Source organism: Pseudomonas sp. VEM90 (genome assembly GCF_054611535.1).
In genome coordinates this window covers 93,596-112,231 of record NZ_JBTRAR010000015.1, presented here as the reverse complement: position 1 = coordinate 112,231, position 18,636 = coordinate 93,596, and the positions used below count along the sequence as shown (strand labels likewise).

Here is an 18,636-nt window from a genome sequence, read left to right as displayed (position 1 = left end):
GCTCAATGCTCCTGGTCATGCTGGTTGACCCGCGCTTCCATGCGGTTCTGGAAGTGCGCAAGGATGCTGCACAGCACCCAATAGATGACCGCGACCGCCACGTACATGGTGAACACTTCGAACGTGCGCGCGGTAATCAGCTGGGCTTGGCGGAACAGCTCGGGCACCTGGATGGTTGCCGCCAGGGCGGTGTCCTTTACCAGCGAGATGAAGCTGTTGCCCAGCGGTGGCAACGCGGTGCGCAGGGCCTGTGGCAGGATCGCCCGGCGCATGGCTTGCACGCGAGTCATGCCGATGCTGGCGGCTGCTTCCCACTGGCCGCGGTCGATCGAGGAAATCGCTGCGCGCAGGATCTCGCAGATGTAGGCCGCCATGTTCAGCGACAGGCCGATCAGTGAAGCGGGGATCGGGTCCAGCTCGATGCCGATTTGCGGCATGCCGAAATAGATCACGAACAGCTGCACCAGCAGCGGCGTGCCGCGGAAGAACGACACGTATACCCGCGCCAGCCAGTTCAGCGGCAGAATCTTCGACAGCCGCATCAGTGCCAGGGCAAAGCCCAGCACCAGGCCGAAGAACATGCCGCCGACACTGAGCAGCACTGTATAACCCGCGCCCTTCAGCAGGAAGGGTGCGGAGTCGATAACGAGTTGCAGGCTTTCAGCAATCATTTGGTGACATCGGCACCGAAGTACTTCTCGGACAGCTTGGCCAGCGTGCCATCAGCTTTGAGCTTGTCGATGGCCTTGTTGATGGCTGCCAACAGTTCCGGCTCACCCTTGCGCATGGCCACGCCGCTTTCCAGGCGCGAGAAGGCATCGCCGGCAAGCTGGGTGTCCTTGGCTTTTTGCGCGTATTCCAGCGCGGCCAGGCGGTCGATCAGAATGGCGTCGATACGGCCGTTGCGCAGGTCGGCGAACTTGCTTGGGTCGTCTTCATAGGTGCGCACATCGGCTTGCGGTACGTCCTTTTTCACCCACTGCTCGTAGTTGGTGCCAAGGCCTACGCCGACCTTTTTGCCGGCCAGGTCCTGCGCGCCCTTGATGTTCAGCTGCTCGGCCTTCTTCTTCAGGATCAGCGCCTGGATGCCGGAGATAGTGTAGGGCTCGGAGAAGTCGTACTTTTTCTTGCGCTCTTCGGAAATGGTCACCTGATTGACCACCACATCCAGGCGCTTGGATTCCAGCGCGGCAAGGATGCCGTCCCACTTGGTCGGCTGGATCTTGGCCTTGACCCCCAGCTCCTTGGCCAGCAGCTCGGACAGCTCCACTTCGAAGCCGGTCAGTTTGCCGTTTTCGTCCTGGAAGCTGAATGGCGGGTAGGTGCCCTCTAGGCCGACGTTGATGACGCCTTTTTCCTGGATGGTCTTCAATTGCTCGCCGGCGAACGCCTGGCTGAGCAGGCCGGCACCCAGCAGGAGGGCCAGGCTGGCGTTGAGTAGCGGTTTGGCGAATTTCGACATTTCAGAGCCCCGCGCGTGTTGTCTAGGTAGTGAGGTGGCGACTATAGGATTGGCTGCTTTGAGGGTAGGTGACGATCCCCACCCCGTCATCGCGGCTTATGCCTGACTTAGCGCAGGATGGAATAAAGCGTTGTTTTTTCCAAGCCTTGGATTTGCCGTAAAGTGGACTGCATGTAGGCAGGTTCGGTCCTTTCGCGGGCCTGGCGACAAAATCAGATGGCCTATACGGCAGGAGAAAACCGTGAGCGAACAACCTTCATCCGCGCATTGGCAGTTGCAGAGCATTGTCACTGGCCTGCGCGGGGCCCGTGAGCAATGGCGCACCCGCAATGGCCGCAGCATTGGCGAGCAGGGCGGGCGCGAACTGCCGTCGCGCGAAGCGATGCGGCAAATTCTGGAGCAACTGTGCGGCGCGCTGTTCCCCATGCGCCTGGGGCCAGTCGACCTGCGCGAAGAAAGTGAAGACTTCTACGTCGGCCATACCCTGGATGCCGCGCTGACCGCCCTGCTGGCCCAGGCTCGTCTTGAACTTCGCTATGCGGCACGACAGAGCAAGGCTGAGCTGGCTGGGGTCGACGCCCGTGCGCTGGGCCTGATCCAGGGCTTTGCCGCTGCGCTACCGGAACTGCGCGTACTGCTCGACACCGATGTGCTGGCCGCCTACCACGGTGACCCGGCGGCGCGCAGCGTCGATGAAGTGCTGCTGTGCTACCCGGGCATCCTGGCGATCATCCACCACCGGCTGGCGCACCACCTGTACCAGGCTGGCCTGCCGCTGCTGGCGCGGATCAGCTCTGAGCTGGCGCATTCGGCCACCGGCATCGACATTCACCCGGGCGCGCAGATCGGCCCGAGCTTCTTCATTGACCACGGCACCGGTGTGGTCATTGGTGAAACCGCGATCATCGGCGAGCGCGTGCGCATCTACCAGGCGGTGACCCTGGGCGCCAAGCGTTTCCCCAGCGATGAGTCGGGGACTCTGCACAAAGGCCTGCCACGGCACCCGATCGTCGAGGATGATGTGGTGATCTATGCCGGGGCCACGGTGCTGGGGCGCATCACCATCGGCAAGGGTTCGACCATTGGCGGTAATGTGTGGCTGACCCGCAGTGTGCCGGCAGAAAGCAACATTACTCAGGCCAACCTGCAGCTGGATTGCCAGGACAAGAACTGATCCCGCATTGCAATTGCCTGTGCTGGCCTCTTCGCGGGCAAACCGCTCCTACAAAGAACATACCAATGTAGGGGAGGGCTAACCCGCGAAAAGGCCGGAGCAGGACGACACCAATCAGCGCCCCAATTCGCATTGAAATCCGATCCATGTTTAACTTGAACGCTTGTTCAATGAAAAAACGCTGGTCCGCTGCCGGTGTTCAACAGGAGGATTCCTTTGCTGAACCCGTTCATTCCGAACCTCACGTCATTCGACGAGGTGCACGCCCGATGAGTGCACCGAACCCTTCCCTTGCCAATGGCAAGATCCGCATGAACCCCCCGGTGTTCTACTTTGCGGCGAGTTTCATCCTTATCTTTGGCCTGGTAGTCATCTCCAACCCGCAAGCCGCAGGTGACTGGTTGCTGGCGGCGCAGAACTGGGCGGCCAACACGGTCGGCTGGTACTACATGCTGGCGATGACGCTGTATCTGGTCTTCGTGGTGGTCACCGCCTTGTCTGGCTACGGCAAGATCAAACTCGGTGCCGACCACGACGAACCCGAGTTCAGCTACCTGTCGTGGGCCGGCATGCTGTTCGCCGCCGGCATCAGCATCACGCTGTTCTTCTTCTGTGTCTCCGAACCGCTCACCCACATGCTGCAACCGCCCCAAGGCGAAGCAGGCACGGTCGAGGCCGGGCGCCAGGCGATGCAGATCCTGTTCCTGCACTGGGGCCTGCATGGCTGGGGGGTGTTTGCCTTCGTCGGCATGGCATTGGCCTATTTCGCCTACCGGCACAACCTGCCACTGGCTTTGCGTTCGGCGCTGTACCCGTTGATTGGCAAGCGCATCAACGGCCCGATCGGCTATGCGGTGGACGGCTTCGGCATCATCGCCACGGTGTTCGGCCTGGGTGCCGACATGGGCTTTGGGGTGCTGCATCTGAACGCGGGCCTGGACTACCTGTTCGGCATCAGCCACAGCCAGTGGGTGCAGGTGATCCTCATCACCCTGATGATGGGCGCGGCTGTGGCCGTCGCCGTGGCCGGGGTGGAGAAGGGCGTGCGGGTGATGAGCGATATCAACCTGTTCCTGGCCTGTGCGCTGCTGCTGTTCGTGCTGTTTGCCGGGCCTACCCAGCACCTGTTCAACACGCTGATCCAGAACCTGGGCGACTACCTGGGTGCATTGCCGCGCAAGAGCTTCGACGTGTATGCCTATGGTGAAAACCGTGGCTGGCTGGGCGGCTGGACCGTGTTCTATTGGGCCTGGTGGATTGCCTGGGCGCCGTTCGTGGGCCTGTTCATCGCCCGCATTTCCCGGGGCCGCACCATTCGCGAGTTCGTCTTTGGCGTGTTGCTGATCCCGCTGGGCTTTACCCTGGCGTGGATGTCTATCTTCGGCAACAGCGCCCTGGACCAGGTGATCAACCACGGCATGACCGCGCTGGGCCAATCGGCGCTGGATAACCCGTCGATGAGCCTGTACCTGCTGCTGGAAACTTACCCTTGGAGCAAGGCTGTAATCGCCACCACGGTGTTCATCAGCTTCGTGTTCTTCGTCACCTCGGCGGACTCGGGCACCGTGGTACTGTCGACCTTGTCGGCCAAGGGTGGGGGAGCTGATGAGGATGGGCCGAACTGGCTGCGTATCTTCTGGGGGGCGATGACTGCGCTGATCACCAGTGCGCTGTTGTTCGCTGGCAGCATCGATTCGCTGAAGTCTGCAGTGGTACTGACTTCGCTGCCGTTCTCGCTGATTCTGCTGTGCATGATGTGGGGGCTGCACAAGGCGTTCTACCTGGAGTCGCAACGGCAGATCGCGCAGATGCACTCGCTGGCCCCGTTCGCCCAGTCACGCCGCGGCCGTGGCGGCTGGCGCCATCGCCTGAGCCAGGCGGTGCACTTCCCGTCGCGTGATGAGGTGTACCGCTTCATGGACGATGTGGTGCGCCCGGCGATTGCCGATGTGCGTGAAGTGTTCGAGCAGAAGGGCTTGGCACTGATTACCCAGGACGACCCTAGCCATGACAACGTCAGCCTGAAGATTGGCCATGGCGAGGAGCAGCCGTTCATTTACCAGGTGCAGATGCGTGGCTATTTCACACCATCGTTCGCCTTGGGGGGGCTGGGTACGCAGGAGTTGAAGAACCGCCGCTATTACCGGGCGGAGGTGCACCTGAGCGAAGGCAGCCAGAACTATGACCTGGTGGGCTACAGCAAAGAGCAGATCATCAACGACATCCTCGACCAGTACGAGCGGCACATGCAGTACCTGCATTTGGTCCGCTAGACCGACGGGGCCGCTCTGCGGCCCATTCACAGCACAAGGCTGCACATGCAGGTTCATCCTGCAGGGCTGTCGTGCGTCGCGGTCAACCCATCCCGCATTCCACGTCGCAATGCCGCTGGCCTACAGGGGATCGCCTCCGTAGGTCAGCCACTCCCGCGCTAATCAAGAACGAAACTCAGCAGGCTATAAGCAAACGTTTGCTTATAGCTAAAAGCTATTATTAGTTGCGATTCTATAGTGATCGGTAGTAAAAATTTCTAACATATTCCTTAAAAATCTTACAAATTCATAAAACGGTCATTTTGGTTTTATAGGATTGTCATTATCCTGTAGTGCAGGTGGCGTCTTAGACCAAAGTCGCGAAACGTTTAGAAACGATTGACTTGATGGTCACGCTTTGGGACTAAATCGCCCATCCCGGTGAGCGGGGCATCAGACCCCTCCGCCAGAGATACACAAAAATTAGAACGTAGAGGAGCAAAACATGTACAAGTCCAGCCTGGCTGTGGCCGTGGCACTGGGGGTTCTCGCCCAGCAAGCAGGCGCTGCCGGTTTCGTTGAAGACAGCAAACTGTCGCTCAGCTCGCGCACCATGTACTACGACAACAACAACCGTGAAGCCCACGGTACTGTTCGTCCGGATCAGCGCGAAACTGGTCAAGGTTTCAAGCTTGACTATGTTTCGGGTTTCACTGAGGGGACTGTTGGCTTTGGTGTTGATGCCCAGGCATTGTGGGGTATCCACCTGGATGGTGGCCGTGGCTACCACAAAAGCGGCTTCATGCCAGACGACAGCAATGGCTCTTCTGTAAACCAGTGGGCTCGTTTCGGCGCTAACGCAAAAGCGCGCTTCTCCAAAACCGAAGTGCACTACGGTAGTGCGCTGGCGCCTAACCTGCCGATCCTGGTCGCCAACGACGGTCGTGTGCTGCCTCAAACCTTCGAGGGTGGCACCATCCAGTCGAAGGAAATCGACAACCTGACCATCAATGCTGGCCAGCTGACTCACGCCATGGGTCGTGCTTCGAGCAACCGCACAGGGCTTTCCGTTGCCGGCGCATCTGCTGACAGCAACAAATTCCGCTATGGTGGCCTGGACTATAAGCTCACTCCAGACCTGACGTTGCAGTACTACTATTCGAACCTGGAAGATTTCTACAAGCAGCATTTCCTGGGCGCGACCCATGTATTTAAAATCGCTGACGATCAGTCGTTCAAAACCGACCTGCGCTACTTCGACAGCAGCAGCGACGGCAAGAACGGTAGTGGTGGTTACAACTTCGATAACAACAAGGGTTACGCCAAAAACACCGGCGAGGTCGACAACAAGACCTGGTCCGCAATGTTCACGTACACCTTGGGTGGTCATTCGCTGATGTTGGGCCATCAGCAAGTCAGTGATGACGGTGGTTTCGTCTGGCTGAACCAGGGCAGCGTGCTTGACGGCAACGGCGGTAACGAAGGCGCCAGCGGCTCCAGCTTCTACCTGTTCACCGACAGCATGATCAACCAGTTCGCCAAGGCCGGTGAGAACACCACCTTCGGTCAGTATGCCTACGACTTCGCTCGCCTGGGTGTGCCGGGCCTGAAAGCGTCGGTTTCCTACCTGAAAGGTGAAGATGGCAAGAACCGCGATGGCAACGGCCACTTCAGCGAGTGGGAACGTGACGCCCGGGTCGACTACGTTATCCAGGACGGCACCTTCAAGGGCCTGGGCGCCAGCCTGCGTCACGGCGTCTACCGTGGCACCGGCACCAGCTCGCTGGCTGACCAGGACCAGACCCGCCTGATCTTCAACTACACTTACAACTTCCTGTAAGCCGTAGCTGAACAAGAAGCCTCGCCTGATGCGAGGCTTTTTTATGCCTGCAGATCAGTATGTATTTTGGTTATAAATAAATTGTTATTTATTCCTTTTATTCTTGATCGATTGCAGGCACATTGAACCCCTACGGTACAGAACCCAGCCAAGGAGCCGCAGCCCATGAGCCTCAAACTCGGCGATATCGCCCCCGATTTCGAACAGGACTCCAGCGAAGGCAAGATCCGCTTCCACGAGTGGCTGGGCAACAGTTGGGGGGTGCTGTTCTCCCACCCGGCAGACTTCACCCCGATGTGCACCACCGAGTTGGGCCTGACCGCCAAGCTCAAGGACGAATTTGCCAAGCGCGGGGTCAAGGCCATCGCCCTGTCGGTGGACCCGGTCGACTCGCATCACAAGTGGATCGATGACATCAACGAAACACAGAATACCGTGGTCAACTTCCCGATCATCGCCGACGCCGACCGCAAAGTGTCCGACCTGTACGACCTGATCCACCCGAACGCCAGCGACACCCTGACCGTGCGCTCGCTGTTCATCATCGACCCGAACAAGAAGGTGCGCCTGACCATCACCTATCCGGCCAGTACCGGGCGCAACTTCAATGAAATTTTGCGGGTGATCGACTCGCTGCAACTGACCGACAACCACAAGGTCGCCACACCAGGTAACTGGCAGGACGGCGACGAGGTGGTGATCGTGCCTTCGCTTAAGGATGAGGAGGAGATCAAGCAGCGCTTCCCCAAAGGTTACCGGGCGGTCAAACCCTATCTGCGCCTGACCCCTCAGCCCAATCGTTAATGGAATCCTCGTTGCATTGCTCTTAGCCAAGCAGGGATTTTCGGGCCGTTTCGACGGCCCTTTTTTATGCCTGTAAAAAACCTGTGGGAGCGGGCGCGCCCGCGAAGAGGCACTCGCGGATAAAGACAATAATGGAATAAACAAATGAATAAATATGATTTCTAGATATATAAAGCGGCTGTTAATGTTACCTCCAACAGAACACAAGGAAGCGCAGCAATGCTGGTCGTCTCAATCGGTGGTAGCCCAAGTCTCCGTTCACGCTCCGGCGTGCTGCTCGAGCGTTCGCGCCAGTGGCTGCAGGAGCGCGGCGTTGAAGTGGTGACCTTTCAGGTGCGTGACTTCCCCGCCGAAGACCTGTTGCATGCCCGTTTCGATAGCCCCCAAGTGCAACACTTCCAGCAGTTGGTGGCCCAGGCGGATGGCCTGATCGTTTCTACCCCTGTCTACAAAGCATCGTTTGCCGGTGCGCTGAAGACATTGCTCGACCTGCTGCCCGAACGCGCACTGGCCCACAAGGTCGTGTTGCCGATCGCTACTGGCGGCAGCATCGCCCACCTGCTGGCGGTGGACTACGCATTGAAGCCGGTGCTGTCGGCACTCAAGGCACAAGAGACCCTGCAAGGGATCTTCGCTGACGACAGCCAGGTGGCTCACGCAGAAGGCACAAAGCCCGCGCAGTTGGTGCAGGCGCTGGAAGAGCGCCTGCAGGACTCGCTGGAAACCTTTCACTCGGCCTTGGCCCGTCGGCCGAACCCCGTGGCGCCCGGCGTACTGAACGAACGTCTGATCAGCGCTCGCTGGAGCATCTGACCGGCATTACCCGCTTCACCACCTTACTCGCCCGTTAACGAGGCAAGCAGGTGCAACCCGAACCCCATTCGCACAGGAGAGCGCCATGCGCACAGTCTTCTTGCGTCGTGGTCTGGTCGCCCTGTTTGCGGCGGCTGTGTCCTTCGGCGCCATTACTCAAGCCCAGGCCGAGAGCCTGCGTATCGGTTACCAGAAATACGGCACCTTGGTGCTGCTCAAGGCCAAGGGCACGCTGGAGAAGCGCCTGGCCGAGCAGGGAGTACAGGTGCAATGGACCGAATTCCCCGGCGGCCCGCAGCTGCTTGAAGGTCTGAACGTCGGCTCCATCGATTTCGGCGTAACCGGCGAGACCCCGCCTGTGTTCGCTCAGGCCGCTGGCGCCGACCTGCTCTATGTCGCCTACGAACCGCCAGCGCCGCACAGCGAAGCGATCCTGGTGCCCAAGGGCTCGCCCATCCAGGCGGTGAAGGACCTCAAGGGTAAAAAGGTCGTCCTCAACAAAGGCTCCAACGTGCACTACCTGCTGGTCCGCGCCCTGGAAGACGCCGGCCTCAAGTACAGCGACATCCAGCCTGTCTACCTGCCACCGGCCGACGCCCGCGCCGCCTTCGAGCGCGGCAGCGTGGATGCCTGGGTGATCTGGGACCCGTACCAGGCCGCCGCCGAGCAGCAACTGCAAGCGCGCACCCTGCGTGACGGCAAGGGCCTGGTCGACAACCACCAGTTCTACCTCGCCACCCGCAACTATGCGACACAGCACCCTGCGGTGATCAACACCGTGATCGAGGAAGTGCGCGCCGTGGGTGAATGGTCCCAGGCCAACCCGCAGGAAGTGACCGACCAAGTCGCCCCGCTGCTCGGCCTGCCTGCCGACGTCACCCTCACCTCGGTCAAGCGCCAAGGCTACGGCGCTGCGCCGCTGACCCCGGACGTGGTGGCCGCGCAGCAGAAGATCGCCGATACGTTCCAGGCGCTGAAGCTTATTCCCAAGCCGCTGAGCATCAAGGACGTGATCTGGACACCCCCGGCCAAGGTCGCTAGCGCGCCTTGATTGACTGCCTGTGCCGGGGCGCCGCTCCGGCTAGAGCCACCCTTGAGGAGACGACTCCAATGAGCCTTAACATTTTCTGGTTTCTTCCAACCCACGGTGACGGCAAGTACCTGGGCACTTCCGAAGGCGCACGAGCGGTCGATCACGGTTACCTGCAGCAGATCGCGCAGGCCGCCGACCGCCTTGGTTTTGGTGGGGTGCTGATCCCGACCGGGCGCTCCTGCGAGGACTCCTGGCTGGTGGCCGCGTCGCTGATCCCCGTGACCCGGCACCTGAAGTTCCTGGTAGCGCTGCGCCCGGGCATCATTTCGCCCACCGTGGCAGCACGCCAGGCGGCCACCCTCGATCGCTTGTCCAATGGCCGTGCGCTGTTCAATCTGGTGACCGGTGGTGACCCGGACGAGCTGGCGGGTGACGGCCTGCACCTGAACCACCAGGCGCGCTACGAAGCTTCGGTCGAGTTCACCCGTATCTGGCGCAAGGTGCTGGAAGGCGAAAACGTCGATTACGACGGTAAGCACATCCAGGTAAAGGGCGCCAAGCTGCTCTACCCGCCAATTCAGCAACCACGCCCACCGCTGTATTTCGGCGGCTCGTCCGAGGCCGCTCAGGATTTGGCGGCCGAACAGGTCGAGCTGTACCTGACCTGGGGCGAGCCACCGGCAGCCGTTGCCGAGAAGATTGCTCAGGTGCGCGAAAAAGCAGCTGCTCAGGGGCGCGAAGTCCGCTTCGGTATTCGCCTGCACGTGATTGTGCGGGAAACCAACGAAGCGGCTTGGGCAGCCGCCGACCGCCTGATCTCACACCTGGACGATGACACCATCTCTCGTGCCCAGGCTTCGCTGGCGCGCTTCGACTCGGTGGGCCAGCAACGCATGGCTGCCCTGCACGGCGGCAAGCGCGACAACCTGGAAGTCAGCCCCAACCTGTGGGCGGGCGTTGGCCTGGTACGTGGCGGGGCTGGCACCGCGCTGGTGGGCGATGGCCCGACGGTGGCGGCGCGGGTGAAGGAATATGCCGACTTGGGGATCGATACATTCATCTTCTCGGGTTATCCACACCTGGAAGAGTCGTATCGGGTGGCTGAACTGCTGTTCCCCCACCTCGATGTGCAACGCCCGGAGCAACCGAAATCCGGTGGCTACGTAAGCCCGTTTGGCGAGATGGTGGCCAACGACATCCTGCCCAAATCCGTGTCGCAGAGCTGAGGGCCGGGCCATGAGTCGTGCAACTTCCTCCAACCTGACCCAGCGCCTGGCGCCGTGGGCGCTGCCGGTGCTGCTGTTGGCAATATGGCAGCTGGCCGTGAGCGCTGGCTGGCTGTCGACGCGTATCCTGCCGGCACCGAGCGCAGTGGTAAGCGCTGGCGTCGAGCTGGTGCGCAGCGGCGAAATCTGGACCCATCTGGCCATCAGCGGCTGGCGTGCAGGCCTGGGCTTTGTGATCGGCGGCAGCATCGGCCTGGTACTGGGTTTCATCACTGGCCAGTCGAACTGGGGCGAACGCCTGCTCGACAGCTCGGTACAGATGATTCGCAACGTGCCGCACCTCGCGCTGATCCCGCTGGTGATCCTGTGGTTCGGTATCGACGAGTCGGCAAAGATCTTCCTGGTCGCGCTGGGCACGCTGTTTCCGATCTATCTGAACACCTACCACGGCATTCGCAACGTTGACCCAGCGTTGGTGGAAATGGCGCGCAGCTATGGCTTGTCCGGCTTCGGCCTGTTCCGCCAGGTGATCCTGCCTGGGGCGCTGCCTTCGATCCTGGTGGGTGTGCGTTTTGCCCTGGGCTTCATGTGGCTGACGCTGATTGTTGCCGAAACCATTTCGGCCAACGCAGGCATCGGCTACCTGGCCATGAATGCTCGCGAATTTCTTCAGACCGACGTGGTCGTGCTGGCCATCGTCCTGTACGCCGTGCTCGGCAAGTTTGCCGACCTTGCCGCCCGAGGCCTGGAGCGTACCTGGCTGCGCTGGCACCCGGCCTATCAAGTTGCCAGGAAGGAGGGCGCATGACCGTGTTCAAGGAACAGCCGCCACGCCTGCTGCGTGGCATCCCGCTGGCCTCCAAGGGCCTGCGCAAGGCCTTTGGCCAGCGCGACGTGTTAAAGGGCCTCGACCTGCACATCCCGGCCGGCCAGTTCGTGGCTATCGTCGGCCGCAGCGGCTGCGGCAAGAGCACCTTGCTGCGGCTGCTGGCCGGGCTGGACCAGCCCACCGCTGGTCAGTTGCTGGCTGGTGCCGCGCCGCTGGAAGAGGCCCGTGAAGAAACCCGCCTGATGTTCCAGGACGCGCGGCTGCTGCCGTGGAGGAGGGTGATCGACAACGTTGGCCTTGGGCTGTCTGGCGACTGGCGCTCGCGTGCGCTGGAGGCCTTGGAGGCGGTTGGCCTGGCCGACCGCGCCAACGAATGGCCGGCAGCGCTCTCGGGTGGCCAGAAGCAGCGCGTGGCCTTGGCCCGAGCCTTGATTCACCAGCCCCGCCTGCTGTTGCTGGACGAGCCGCTGGGTGCGCTGGATGCATTGACCCGTATCGAGATGCAGCAACTGATCGAGCGCCTGTGGCGTCAGCACGGCTTCACGGTGCTGCTGGTCACCCACGATGTCAGCGAGGCGGTTGCCGTGGCTGACCGGGTGATCCTGATCGAGGACGGCGAGGTCGGGCTCGACCTCACTGTTGACCTGGCACGGCCCCGGGCGCGTGGTTCACACCGCCTGGCCGCGCTGGAAAGCGAAGTGCTCAACCGTGTGCTGTCCGCCCCGGGCACTGCGCCCGAGCCGGACCCTGTAGCCCCTCTGCCCACGCAACTGCGTTGGGCGCACTGAATCCCGGAAGCCAAAAGGAAGCAAACCATGACTATCAAAGCCATCAACGTTCGCAACCAGTTCAAAGGTACTGTGAAAGAAATCCTCGAAGGCCCGGTACTGTCGGAAATCGACGTGCAGACGGCTTCGGGTATCGTCACTTCGGTGATTACCACCCGTTCCGTGCGGGAGCTGGAGTTGCAGGTGGGCAGTGAAGTGATTGCCTTTGTGAAGTCGACTGAAGTGTCTATCGCCAAGCTGTGATGCGGCTGCTCGATATTGGGGCTGCTTTGTAGCCCTTCGCGGGCACGCCCGCTCCCACAGGTACTTCGCAAGCTCCAGGGTGCGCGCGGGCTCTGTGGGAGCGGGCGTGCCCGCGAAGGGCCGCCAAGCGGCCCCAAATTTCTCAGCTGGAACGCTTGGCCAGATACGGCGGCAGATACAACCCCAGATACGCCTCGAATACACGCTTGCCTTCCTCGGCCATGCGCGGGGTGATCGCCTCGTGCAACTGCACCGACCGTGCATACACCCGGTCGCTCAATTCCATGCCCAGGGCAAACACATCCACATCCAGTGGCATCACCGGCAGGTGAAAATGCTGTTCGAACAACTTGTGCATCAAGTCGCCCAGTTCCATGTCGTGCTGCCGGTCGGCCTGCACCACCTCACTCAGGCCATGTTGCGCCAGGATCAGCTGCCGCGCTGCCGCATCCTCGTTATAGATATCAAGCATGCGTTCTTCGATCAGCCGTGACAGCTCGTGCCAGGTGCTGAACGCGCTGCTGTCGATCGGTGCGCTGAGGGCTTCGCGAAACGCCCGGTGTACATCCGCAGTCAGCGCCTCCAGCAAGGCCGGCACGCTGGCGAAGAAGTGATACACCGACGAGGGCGGAATCTGCGCCCGCTCGGCCACGCTGTAGATAGAAAGTGCCGCCACCCCTTGCTCGGCCAACAGCTCACGCGCCGCCGCCAGGATCGCCTCGATCCTGGCCTGGCTGCTGGCGCGCGGTTTGCGCGGGGTGGTGGTGCGGTTCATCAACTGCTGATTGCCAGGATGCTGGCCTGGTAGGCGCCGACGAACAGGTCGAAGTCACCGACTTCTTCCTGTTCCAGCTCGGACTGCCTGGCGAGCGACTCGCGGGCCAGCGTCTCGAATGCCCGCTGTTTTTCGTTGCTCAGTGGTTGCTCGCGGAAAGTCTCGGCGTGCACACGGCTCTGGCGCAGCGAGAACTGGACGAAGCTCTCGTCATGCTCGGTCATGCGTGCCAGCACCTGGGCAGACGGGGTCAGTGAGGTGTCGTCGACCTTGGCCTGCTGGGCATCCAGGGCCTTGGCGTGCTCATCAGAGCCTTGCGCCTGGTCGAGCAGGTTGGCCAACTGGCGGATACGCTCGATCAGCTCGCTGGCCCAGTCCTTCAGGCTGATTGGCTGACCATTGCGGTGCAACTCCAGGCCCGGACGACGACCTTCCTTGACCACGGTCAGGAAGTTGCTGGTGCACTGGCCGCACTCACCGTTGTCCAGTTGCGGGCTGTCTTCCAGCGCGCAGAACAGCAGGAATGCGTCGAGGAAGCGTGCCTCGGTCAGGTCGATGCCGACCGGCAGGAACGGGTTGATGTCCAGGCAACGCACTTCCACATACTGCACACCGCGTGAAGTCAGGGCCTGAATCGGCCGTTCGCCGGAGTAGGTGACCCGCTTGGGGCGAATGTTCGAGTAGTACTCGTTTTCGATCTGCAGAATGTTGGTGTTCAGCTGAACCCACTCGCCATCCACATGCGTGCCGACTTCAACGTACGGCGGGTAGGGCGTGCCAACGGCCTTGCGCAGGCTGTCGGTGTAGCTGGCCAGGTTGTTGTAGCAGGGAGTGAGGCCGGCCTGGGCATTGCTCTGGTAGCCCAGGTCGCTCATGCGCAGGCTGGTGGCGTAGGGCAGGAACAGGGTTTCGGCATCCAGCTCCTCGAGCTGGTGCGGGCGGCCACGCAGGAAGCCTTTGTCCAGTGCCGGCGAGGCGCCGAACAGGTACATCAGCAGCCAGCTGTAGCGGCGGAAGTTACGAATCAGCGCGATGTAGGCCGACGACTGGTAGTCGCGGTCATTTTCCGAACTGCCTTCGTCTTCGCGCAGCAATGGCCAAAGCGCTTCGGGCAGCGAGAAGTTGTAATGAATACCGGCGATGCACTGCATGGTGCGGCCATAACGCAGGGCCAGGCCTTTGCGGTAGACGTGTTTGAGCTTGCCGATGTTCGAGCTACCGTATTCGGCGATCGGGATGTCCTCCTCGGCCGGCAGTGTGCATGGCATCGACGGGCTCCACAGGTATTCGTCGCCCAGCTTGCTGTAGACGAAACGGTGGGTCTCCTCGAGGCTTTCGAGCACCTTGGCCGGGTCGGCCAGCGCCGGGGTGATGAACTCCAGCAGCGACTCGGAATAATCGGTGGTGATCTGCTCGTTGGTCAGCGCCGATCCCAGTGCTTCCGGATGCGGGGTCTGGGCCAGGCGACCTTCGTCGGTCACGCGCAGGCATTCGCGCTCAATACCGTGCAGGCACTGCTTGAGCAGGGGGAGATTGGCGCCGAGCAGGCTCAGGCGGCGGTTGAGGAGGTCGCTCAAGATGTATTCCTTCACGCGTCAGTCGCCCCAATATGGGGGTAGAGATAACGGTCTACAAGGGTAGGAAGAAAGGAACTGGCGTTGTCGCCTGGTTTACGCGGTTCCAGCAGTGCCAGCGCACTGCTGAAAATACCGCAGATATTGCTTGGTGAGCTAGAGAACCGCGAAGGTTCCTTGCGCTTTGGCCACCAGCTTGTCGCCCTGGACTACGTCGGCGTCGACCACCAGCGTGCGCCGCCCGGCGTGCAGCACGCGGGCGGTACACAGCACTTCGCCGTCGCTGACGGCACGCATGTAGTTGATCTTGCACTCGATGGTGACGCTTTGCTGGTCAAAGCCATGGCTGGCCGAGCAGGCCAGGCCCATGGCGATATCCACCAGGCTGAAGATCGCCCCGCCGTGCAGCTTCTGGCCACGGTTGCGCAAATGTGGCTCGAGCGCCAGGGCTACCTCGGCAACACCGGTGTCCAGGTGTTGCAGGCGGCAGCCCAGAAGCTGGCTGAAGGCGCTTTCGACGTATTCACGTGGTACGTCCATTACTTCTTCTTCAACTGCTTTGCGTTGGCGAACAGGGCTGCCATGGCGTTGTTGGCCGGGGCGGCAGTGGCGGTTTCGCGCTGACGCGGTGCCTGCTGCTGGCGATTGCCGCCATTGCCACGGTTGCCACCGCGATTGCCTTCGACCTTCTCGCCCGGGGTGTCGCTCATGCGCATGGACAGGCCGACGCGTTTGCGCGGGATGTCGACTTCCATGACCTTCACCTTGACCACATCGCCGGCCTTGACGGCTTCACGCGGGTCTTTGACGAACTTCTCCGACAGCGCCGAGATATGCACCAGGCCGTCCTGGTGCACACCGATGTCGACGAAGGCACCGAAGTTGGTAACGTTGGTCACCACGCCTTCGAGGATCATGCCCGGTTCCAGGTCCTTGAGGTCTTCGACGCCGTCCTGGAAGGTGGCGGTCTTGAACTCCGGACGTGGGTCGCGGCCGGGCTTGTCCAGCTCTTGCAGAATGTCGGTGACGGTTGGCAGGCCGAAGGTTTCGTCGGTGAACTTTTTCGGGTCCAGGCGCTTGAGGAAGCTGCTGTCACCAATCAGCGAACGGATGTCGCGGTCGGTATCGGCAGCAATGCGCTGCACCAGCGGGTAGGCCTCAGGGTGCACCGCAGAGGCGTCCAGCGGGTTGTCGCCGTTCATCACACGCAGGAAGCCGGCGGCCTGCTCGAAGGTTTTCTCACCCAGGCGGCTGACCTTTTTCAGCGCTGCACGGGTGGCAAACGGACCATTGGCATCGCGGTGGGCGACGATGTTCTGTGCCAGCGTGGCATTTAGGCCGGAGATGCGCGTCAGCAGCGCCACCGAAGCGGTGTTCACGTCCACGCCCACGGCGTTCACACAGTCCTCGACCACCGCGTCCAGGCCACGTGCCAGCTTCAGCTGGGAGACGTCGTGCTGATACTGGCCGACACCGATGGATTTCGGATCGATTTTCACCAGTTCGGCCAGCGGATCCTGCAGGCGGCGGGCGATCGACACGGCGCCGCGGATCGACACGTCCAGGTCCGGGAACTCGCGGGCGGCCAGTTCCGATGCCGAGTACACCGAAGCACCGGCTTCGGAGACCATGATCTTGGTGATTTTCAAGGCTGGATATTTCTTGACCAGCTCGGCCACCAGCTTGTCGCTTTCGCGGCTGGCGGTGCCGTTGCCGATGGCGATCAGTTCCACCGAGTGTTTGGCGCACAGTGCGGCCATGATGGAAATGGTGCGGTCCCAGTCGTTCTTCGGCGCGTGCGGATAGACCGTGGTGTGGTCCAGCAGCTTGCCGGTTGCATCGACCACGGCGATTTTGCAGCCGGTGCGCAGGCCCGGGTCGAAGCCCAGGGTAGCGCGCGGGCCGGCCGGGGCGGCCAGCAGCAGGTCGTGCAGGTTGTGGGCGAACACGTTGATCGCCTCGCCTTCGGCATTGTCGCGCAGTTCGCCGAACAGGTCGGTTTCCAGGTGGGTGTACAGCTTGACCTTCCAGGTCCAGCGCACCACTTCACCCAGCCACTTGTCGGCCGGTCGGCTGCGGTTTTCGATGCCGACGTGGTTGCCGATCATCAGTTCGCACGGGTGCAGGGTGCCGGGCAGTTCTTCGCCTACCTTCAGCGAGACGCTCAACACGCCTTCGTTGCGCCCGCGGAAGATCGCCAGGGCACGGTGCGACGGTGCAGTACGCAGCAACTCGTCATGAGCGAAATAGTCGCGGAACTTGGCACCTTCTTCTTCCTTGCCGGCCACGACGCGGGCGCTGAGCACGGCTTCCTGCTTGAGGTAGCTGCGCAGCTTGTCGAGCAGGGCGGCGTCTTCGGCAAAACGCTCCATCAGGATGTATTTGGCGCCTTCCAGCGCGGCCTTGACGTCGGCCACGCCCTTTTCGGCGTTGACGAAGCGTGCGGCTTCGCTTTCCGGGGCCAGGGTCGGGTCGTTGAACAGGCCATCGGCCAGTTCGCCAAGGCCGGCTTCCAGGGCGATCTGGCCCTTGGTGCGGCGCTTCTGCTTGTAGGGCAGGTACAGGTCTTCGAGGCGGGTCTTGGTGTCGGCCAGCTTGATCTCGCGGGCCAGTTCCGGGGTCAGCTTGCCCTGTTCCTCGATACTGGAAAGGATGCTGGCGCGGCGCTCGTCGAGTTCGCGCAGGTAGCGCAGACGCTCTTCCAGGTGGCGCAACTGAGTGTCGTCAAGGCTACCGGTCACTTCCTTGCGGTAGCGGGCGATGAAGGGCACGGTCGAGCCTTCGTCCAACAGGCTCACGGCCGCCTCGACCTGCTGTGGGCGTACGCCCAGTTCCTCGGCGATACGGCTGTTGATGCTGTCCATGTAAACCACCTGACATTTGTGAATACGGGGGTCGCCTGTGGGCCTTTTGCCCGGCGGCGCTGGATGAAAGCCGCGCATTATACCCATCGCAAACGGCTTGCGGTGATGGCGCCCGGCCAGCCGGAACTGGCGCCGGGGGAAAAATCTGCTAACAATGCTCACGCAACGTGCAGCAATGGCTACGCCATAATGCGCGGCGATATCAGAGGAGTTATTCATGACCGGCACGCCAAACACCGCTGAAGGTGACAAGATTCTCATCGTCGACGACGATCCGGGGCTGAGCAGCCTGCTGGAACGTTTCTTCACCAGCAAGGGCTACCGTGCCCGTGCAGTGCCCAACACCGAGCAGATGGACCGTCTGCTGCAGCGCGAGGTGTTCAACCTGGTGGTGCTCGACCTGATGTTGCCGGGTGAGGACGGCCTGTCCGCGTGCAAGCGACTGCGCCAGCAGAACAACCAGATCCCGATCATCATGCTGACCGCCAAGGGCGACGAGCTCAGCCGCATCAAGGGCCTGGAGCTGGGCGCCGACGACTACCTGGGCAAACCGTTCAACCCGGACGAGTTGATGGCCCGGGTCAAGGCGGTGCTGCGCCGCCAGGCGCCGAGCGTGCCGGGAGCGCCGGGCAGCGAAGATGAATCGGTCACGTTCGGCGACTATGAACTGTCGCTGGCTACCCGCGAGCTCAAGCGTGGCGACGAAGTGCACATGCTTACCACTGGTGAGTTCGCTGTGCTCAAGGCCTTGGTGATGCACGCCCGCGAGCCGTTGACCCGCGACAAACTGATGAACCTGGCGCGCGGCCGCGAATGGGATGCGCTGGAACGTTCCATCGACGTGCAGATCTCGCGCCTGCGTCGCATGATCGAGCCGGACCCGTCCAAGCCGCGTTACATCCAGACTGTCTGGGGCGTGGGCTACGTGTTCGTACCGGACGGAAACGCCGGAAAATGAT

General features: G+C 61.6%; 17 protein-coding genes. 11 read left to right on the top strand and 6 right to left on the bottom strand.

What is annotated here, in order from left to right:
* Window positions 1–2: 2 nt before the first annotated feature.
* A complete protein-coding gene (tcyL, locus tag ACYCCG_RS15940) occupies window positions 3–671 on the bottom strand; it encodes a cystine ABC transporter permease (protein ID WP_176685264.1) in 669 nt (222 codons plus the stop codon).
* The gene (gene tcyJ, locus ACYCCG_RS15935; protein ID WP_209968772.1) at window positions 668–1,462 is read right to left on the bottom strand and encodes a cystine ABC transporter substrate-binding protein; all 795 of its coding nucleotides are present in this window, start codon (window positions 1,460–1,462) and stop codon (window positions 668–670) included. The genes tcyL and tcyJ overlap by 4 nt, the downstream gene beginning before the upstream one ends.
* 241 nt (window positions 1,463–1,703) lie before the next feature.
* On the opposite strand from tcyJ, the gene epsC reads away from it, so the two are divergent.
* The 10 genes from epsC (at window position 1,704) to ACYCCG_RS15885 (ending at window position 12,464) form a co-directional block, all read left to right on the top strand.
* Complete coding sequence (gene epsC, locus ACYCCG_RS15930; RefSeq protein WP_176685262.1) at window positions 1,704–2,636, top strand: serine O-acetyltransferase EpsC; 933 nt, start codon at window positions 1,704–1,706, stop codon at window positions 2,634–2,636.
* 311 nt (window positions 2,637–2,947) lie between these two features.
* On the top strand, window positions 2,948–4,909 hold the full coding sequence (gene betT / locus ACYCCG_RS15925; RefSeq protein WP_176685299.1) for a choline transporter BetT: 1,962 nt from the start codon (window positions 2,948–2,950) through the stop codon (window positions 4,907–4,909).
* Window positions 4,910–5,393: 484 nt separating this feature from the next.
* A complete protein-coding gene (locus tag ACYCCG_RS15920; protein ID WP_339534241.1) occupies window positions 5,394–6,728 on the top strand; it encodes an OprD family porin in 1,335 nt (444 codons plus the stop codon).
* A gap of 165 nt (window positions 6,729–6,893) precedes the next feature.
* Entirely contained in the window at window positions 6,894–7,532 is a 639-nt protein-coding gene (locus ACYCCG_RS15915) for a peroxiredoxin (RefSeq protein WP_459671089.1), read from the top strand.
* A gap of 219 nt (window positions 7,533–7,751) precedes the next feature.
* The gene (ssuE, locus tag ACYCCG_RS15910) at window positions 7,752–8,345 is read left to right on the top strand and encodes an NADPH-dependent FMN reductase (RefSeq protein WP_459671087.1); all 594 of its coding nucleotides are present in this window, start codon (window positions 7,752–7,754) and stop codon (window positions 8,343–8,345) included.
* 85 nt (window positions 8,346–8,430) lie between these two features.
* Window positions 8,431–9,396, top strand: coding sequence for a sulfonate ABC transporter substrate-binding protein (locus ACYCCG_RS15905; RefSeq protein ID WP_459671085.1), 966 nt, complete (start codon window positions 8,431–8,433; stop codon window positions 9,394–9,396).
* 59 nt (window positions 9,397–9,455) lie between these two features.
* Complete coding sequence (gene ssuD, locus ACYCCG_RS15900) at window positions 9,456–10,604, top strand: FMNH2-dependent alkanesulfonate monooxygenase (protein ID WP_339443442.1); 1,149 nt, start codon at window positions 9,456–9,458, stop codon at window positions 10,602–10,604.
* Between the two features lie 10 nt (window positions 10,605–10,614).
* On the top strand, window positions 10,615–11,412 hold the full coding sequence (gene ssuC, locus ACYCCG_RS15895; RefSeq protein ID WP_209968763.1) for an aliphatic sulfonate ABC transporter permease SsuC: 798 nt from the start codon (window positions 10,615–10,617) through the stop codon (window positions 11,410–11,412).
* Window positions 11,409–12,221 (top strand): aliphatic sulfonates ABC transporter ATP-binding protein, encoded by an 813-nt coding sequence (ssuB, locus tag ACYCCG_RS15890; RefSeq protein WP_176685256.1) that lies wholly within the window; start codon window positions 11,409–11,411, stop codon window positions 12,219–12,221. The genes ssuC and ssuB overlap by 4 nt, the downstream gene beginning before the upstream one ends.
* Window positions 12,222–12,248: 27 nt before the next feature.
* Window positions 12,249–12,464, top strand: coding sequence for a TOBE domain-containing protein (locus ACYCCG_RS15885; RefSeq protein WP_003255829.1), 216 nt, complete (start codon window positions 12,249–12,251; stop codon window positions 12,462–12,464).
* Window positions 12,465–12,606: 142 nt separating this feature from the next.
* Here ACYCCG_RS15885 and ACYCCG_RS15880 read toward each other — a convergent pair whose 3' ends face one another.
* The 4 genes from ACYCCG_RS15880 to ACYCCG_RS15865 form a co-directional block, all read right to left on the bottom strand.
* Window positions 12,607–13,239, bottom strand: a complete 633-nt coding sequence (locus tag ACYCCG_RS15880) for a TetR/AcrR family transcriptional regulator (RefSeq protein ID WP_339534234.1) — start codon at window positions 13,237–13,239, stop codon at window positions 12,607–12,609.
* Window positions 13,239–14,816: a glutamate--cysteine ligase gene (gshA, locus tag ACYCCG_RS15875; protein WP_245354971.1), complete on the bottom strand. Its 1,578-nt coding sequence runs from the start codon at window positions 14,814–14,816 to the stop codon at window positions 13,239–13,241. Before gshA ends, ACYCCG_RS15880 begins: the two co-directional genes overlap by 1 nt.
* Before the next feature lie 153 nt (window positions 14,817–14,969).
* Complete coding sequence (locus ACYCCG_RS15870; RefSeq protein WP_021782595.1) at window positions 14,970–15,353, bottom strand: PaaI family thioesterase; 384 nt, start codon at window positions 15,351–15,353, stop codon at window positions 14,970–14,972.
* Entirely contained in the window at window positions 15,353–17,677 is a 2,325-nt protein-coding gene (locus ACYCCG_RS15865) for a Tex family protein (protein WP_021782596.1), read from the bottom strand. The genes ACYCCG_RS15870 and ACYCCG_RS15865 overlap by 1 nt, the downstream gene beginning before the upstream one ends.
* A gap of 217 nt (window positions 17,678–17,894) precedes the next feature.
* Here ACYCCG_RS15865 and ompR point away from each other — a divergent pair, with 217 nt between their 5' ends.
* Window positions 17,895–18,635 (top strand): osmolarity response regulator transcription factor OmpR, encoded by a 741-nt coding sequence (gene ompR / locus ACYCCG_RS15860; protein ID WP_012270052.1) that lies wholly within the window; start codon window positions 17,895–17,897, stop codon window positions 18,633–18,635.
* Window position 18,636 lies beyond the last annotated feature (1 nt).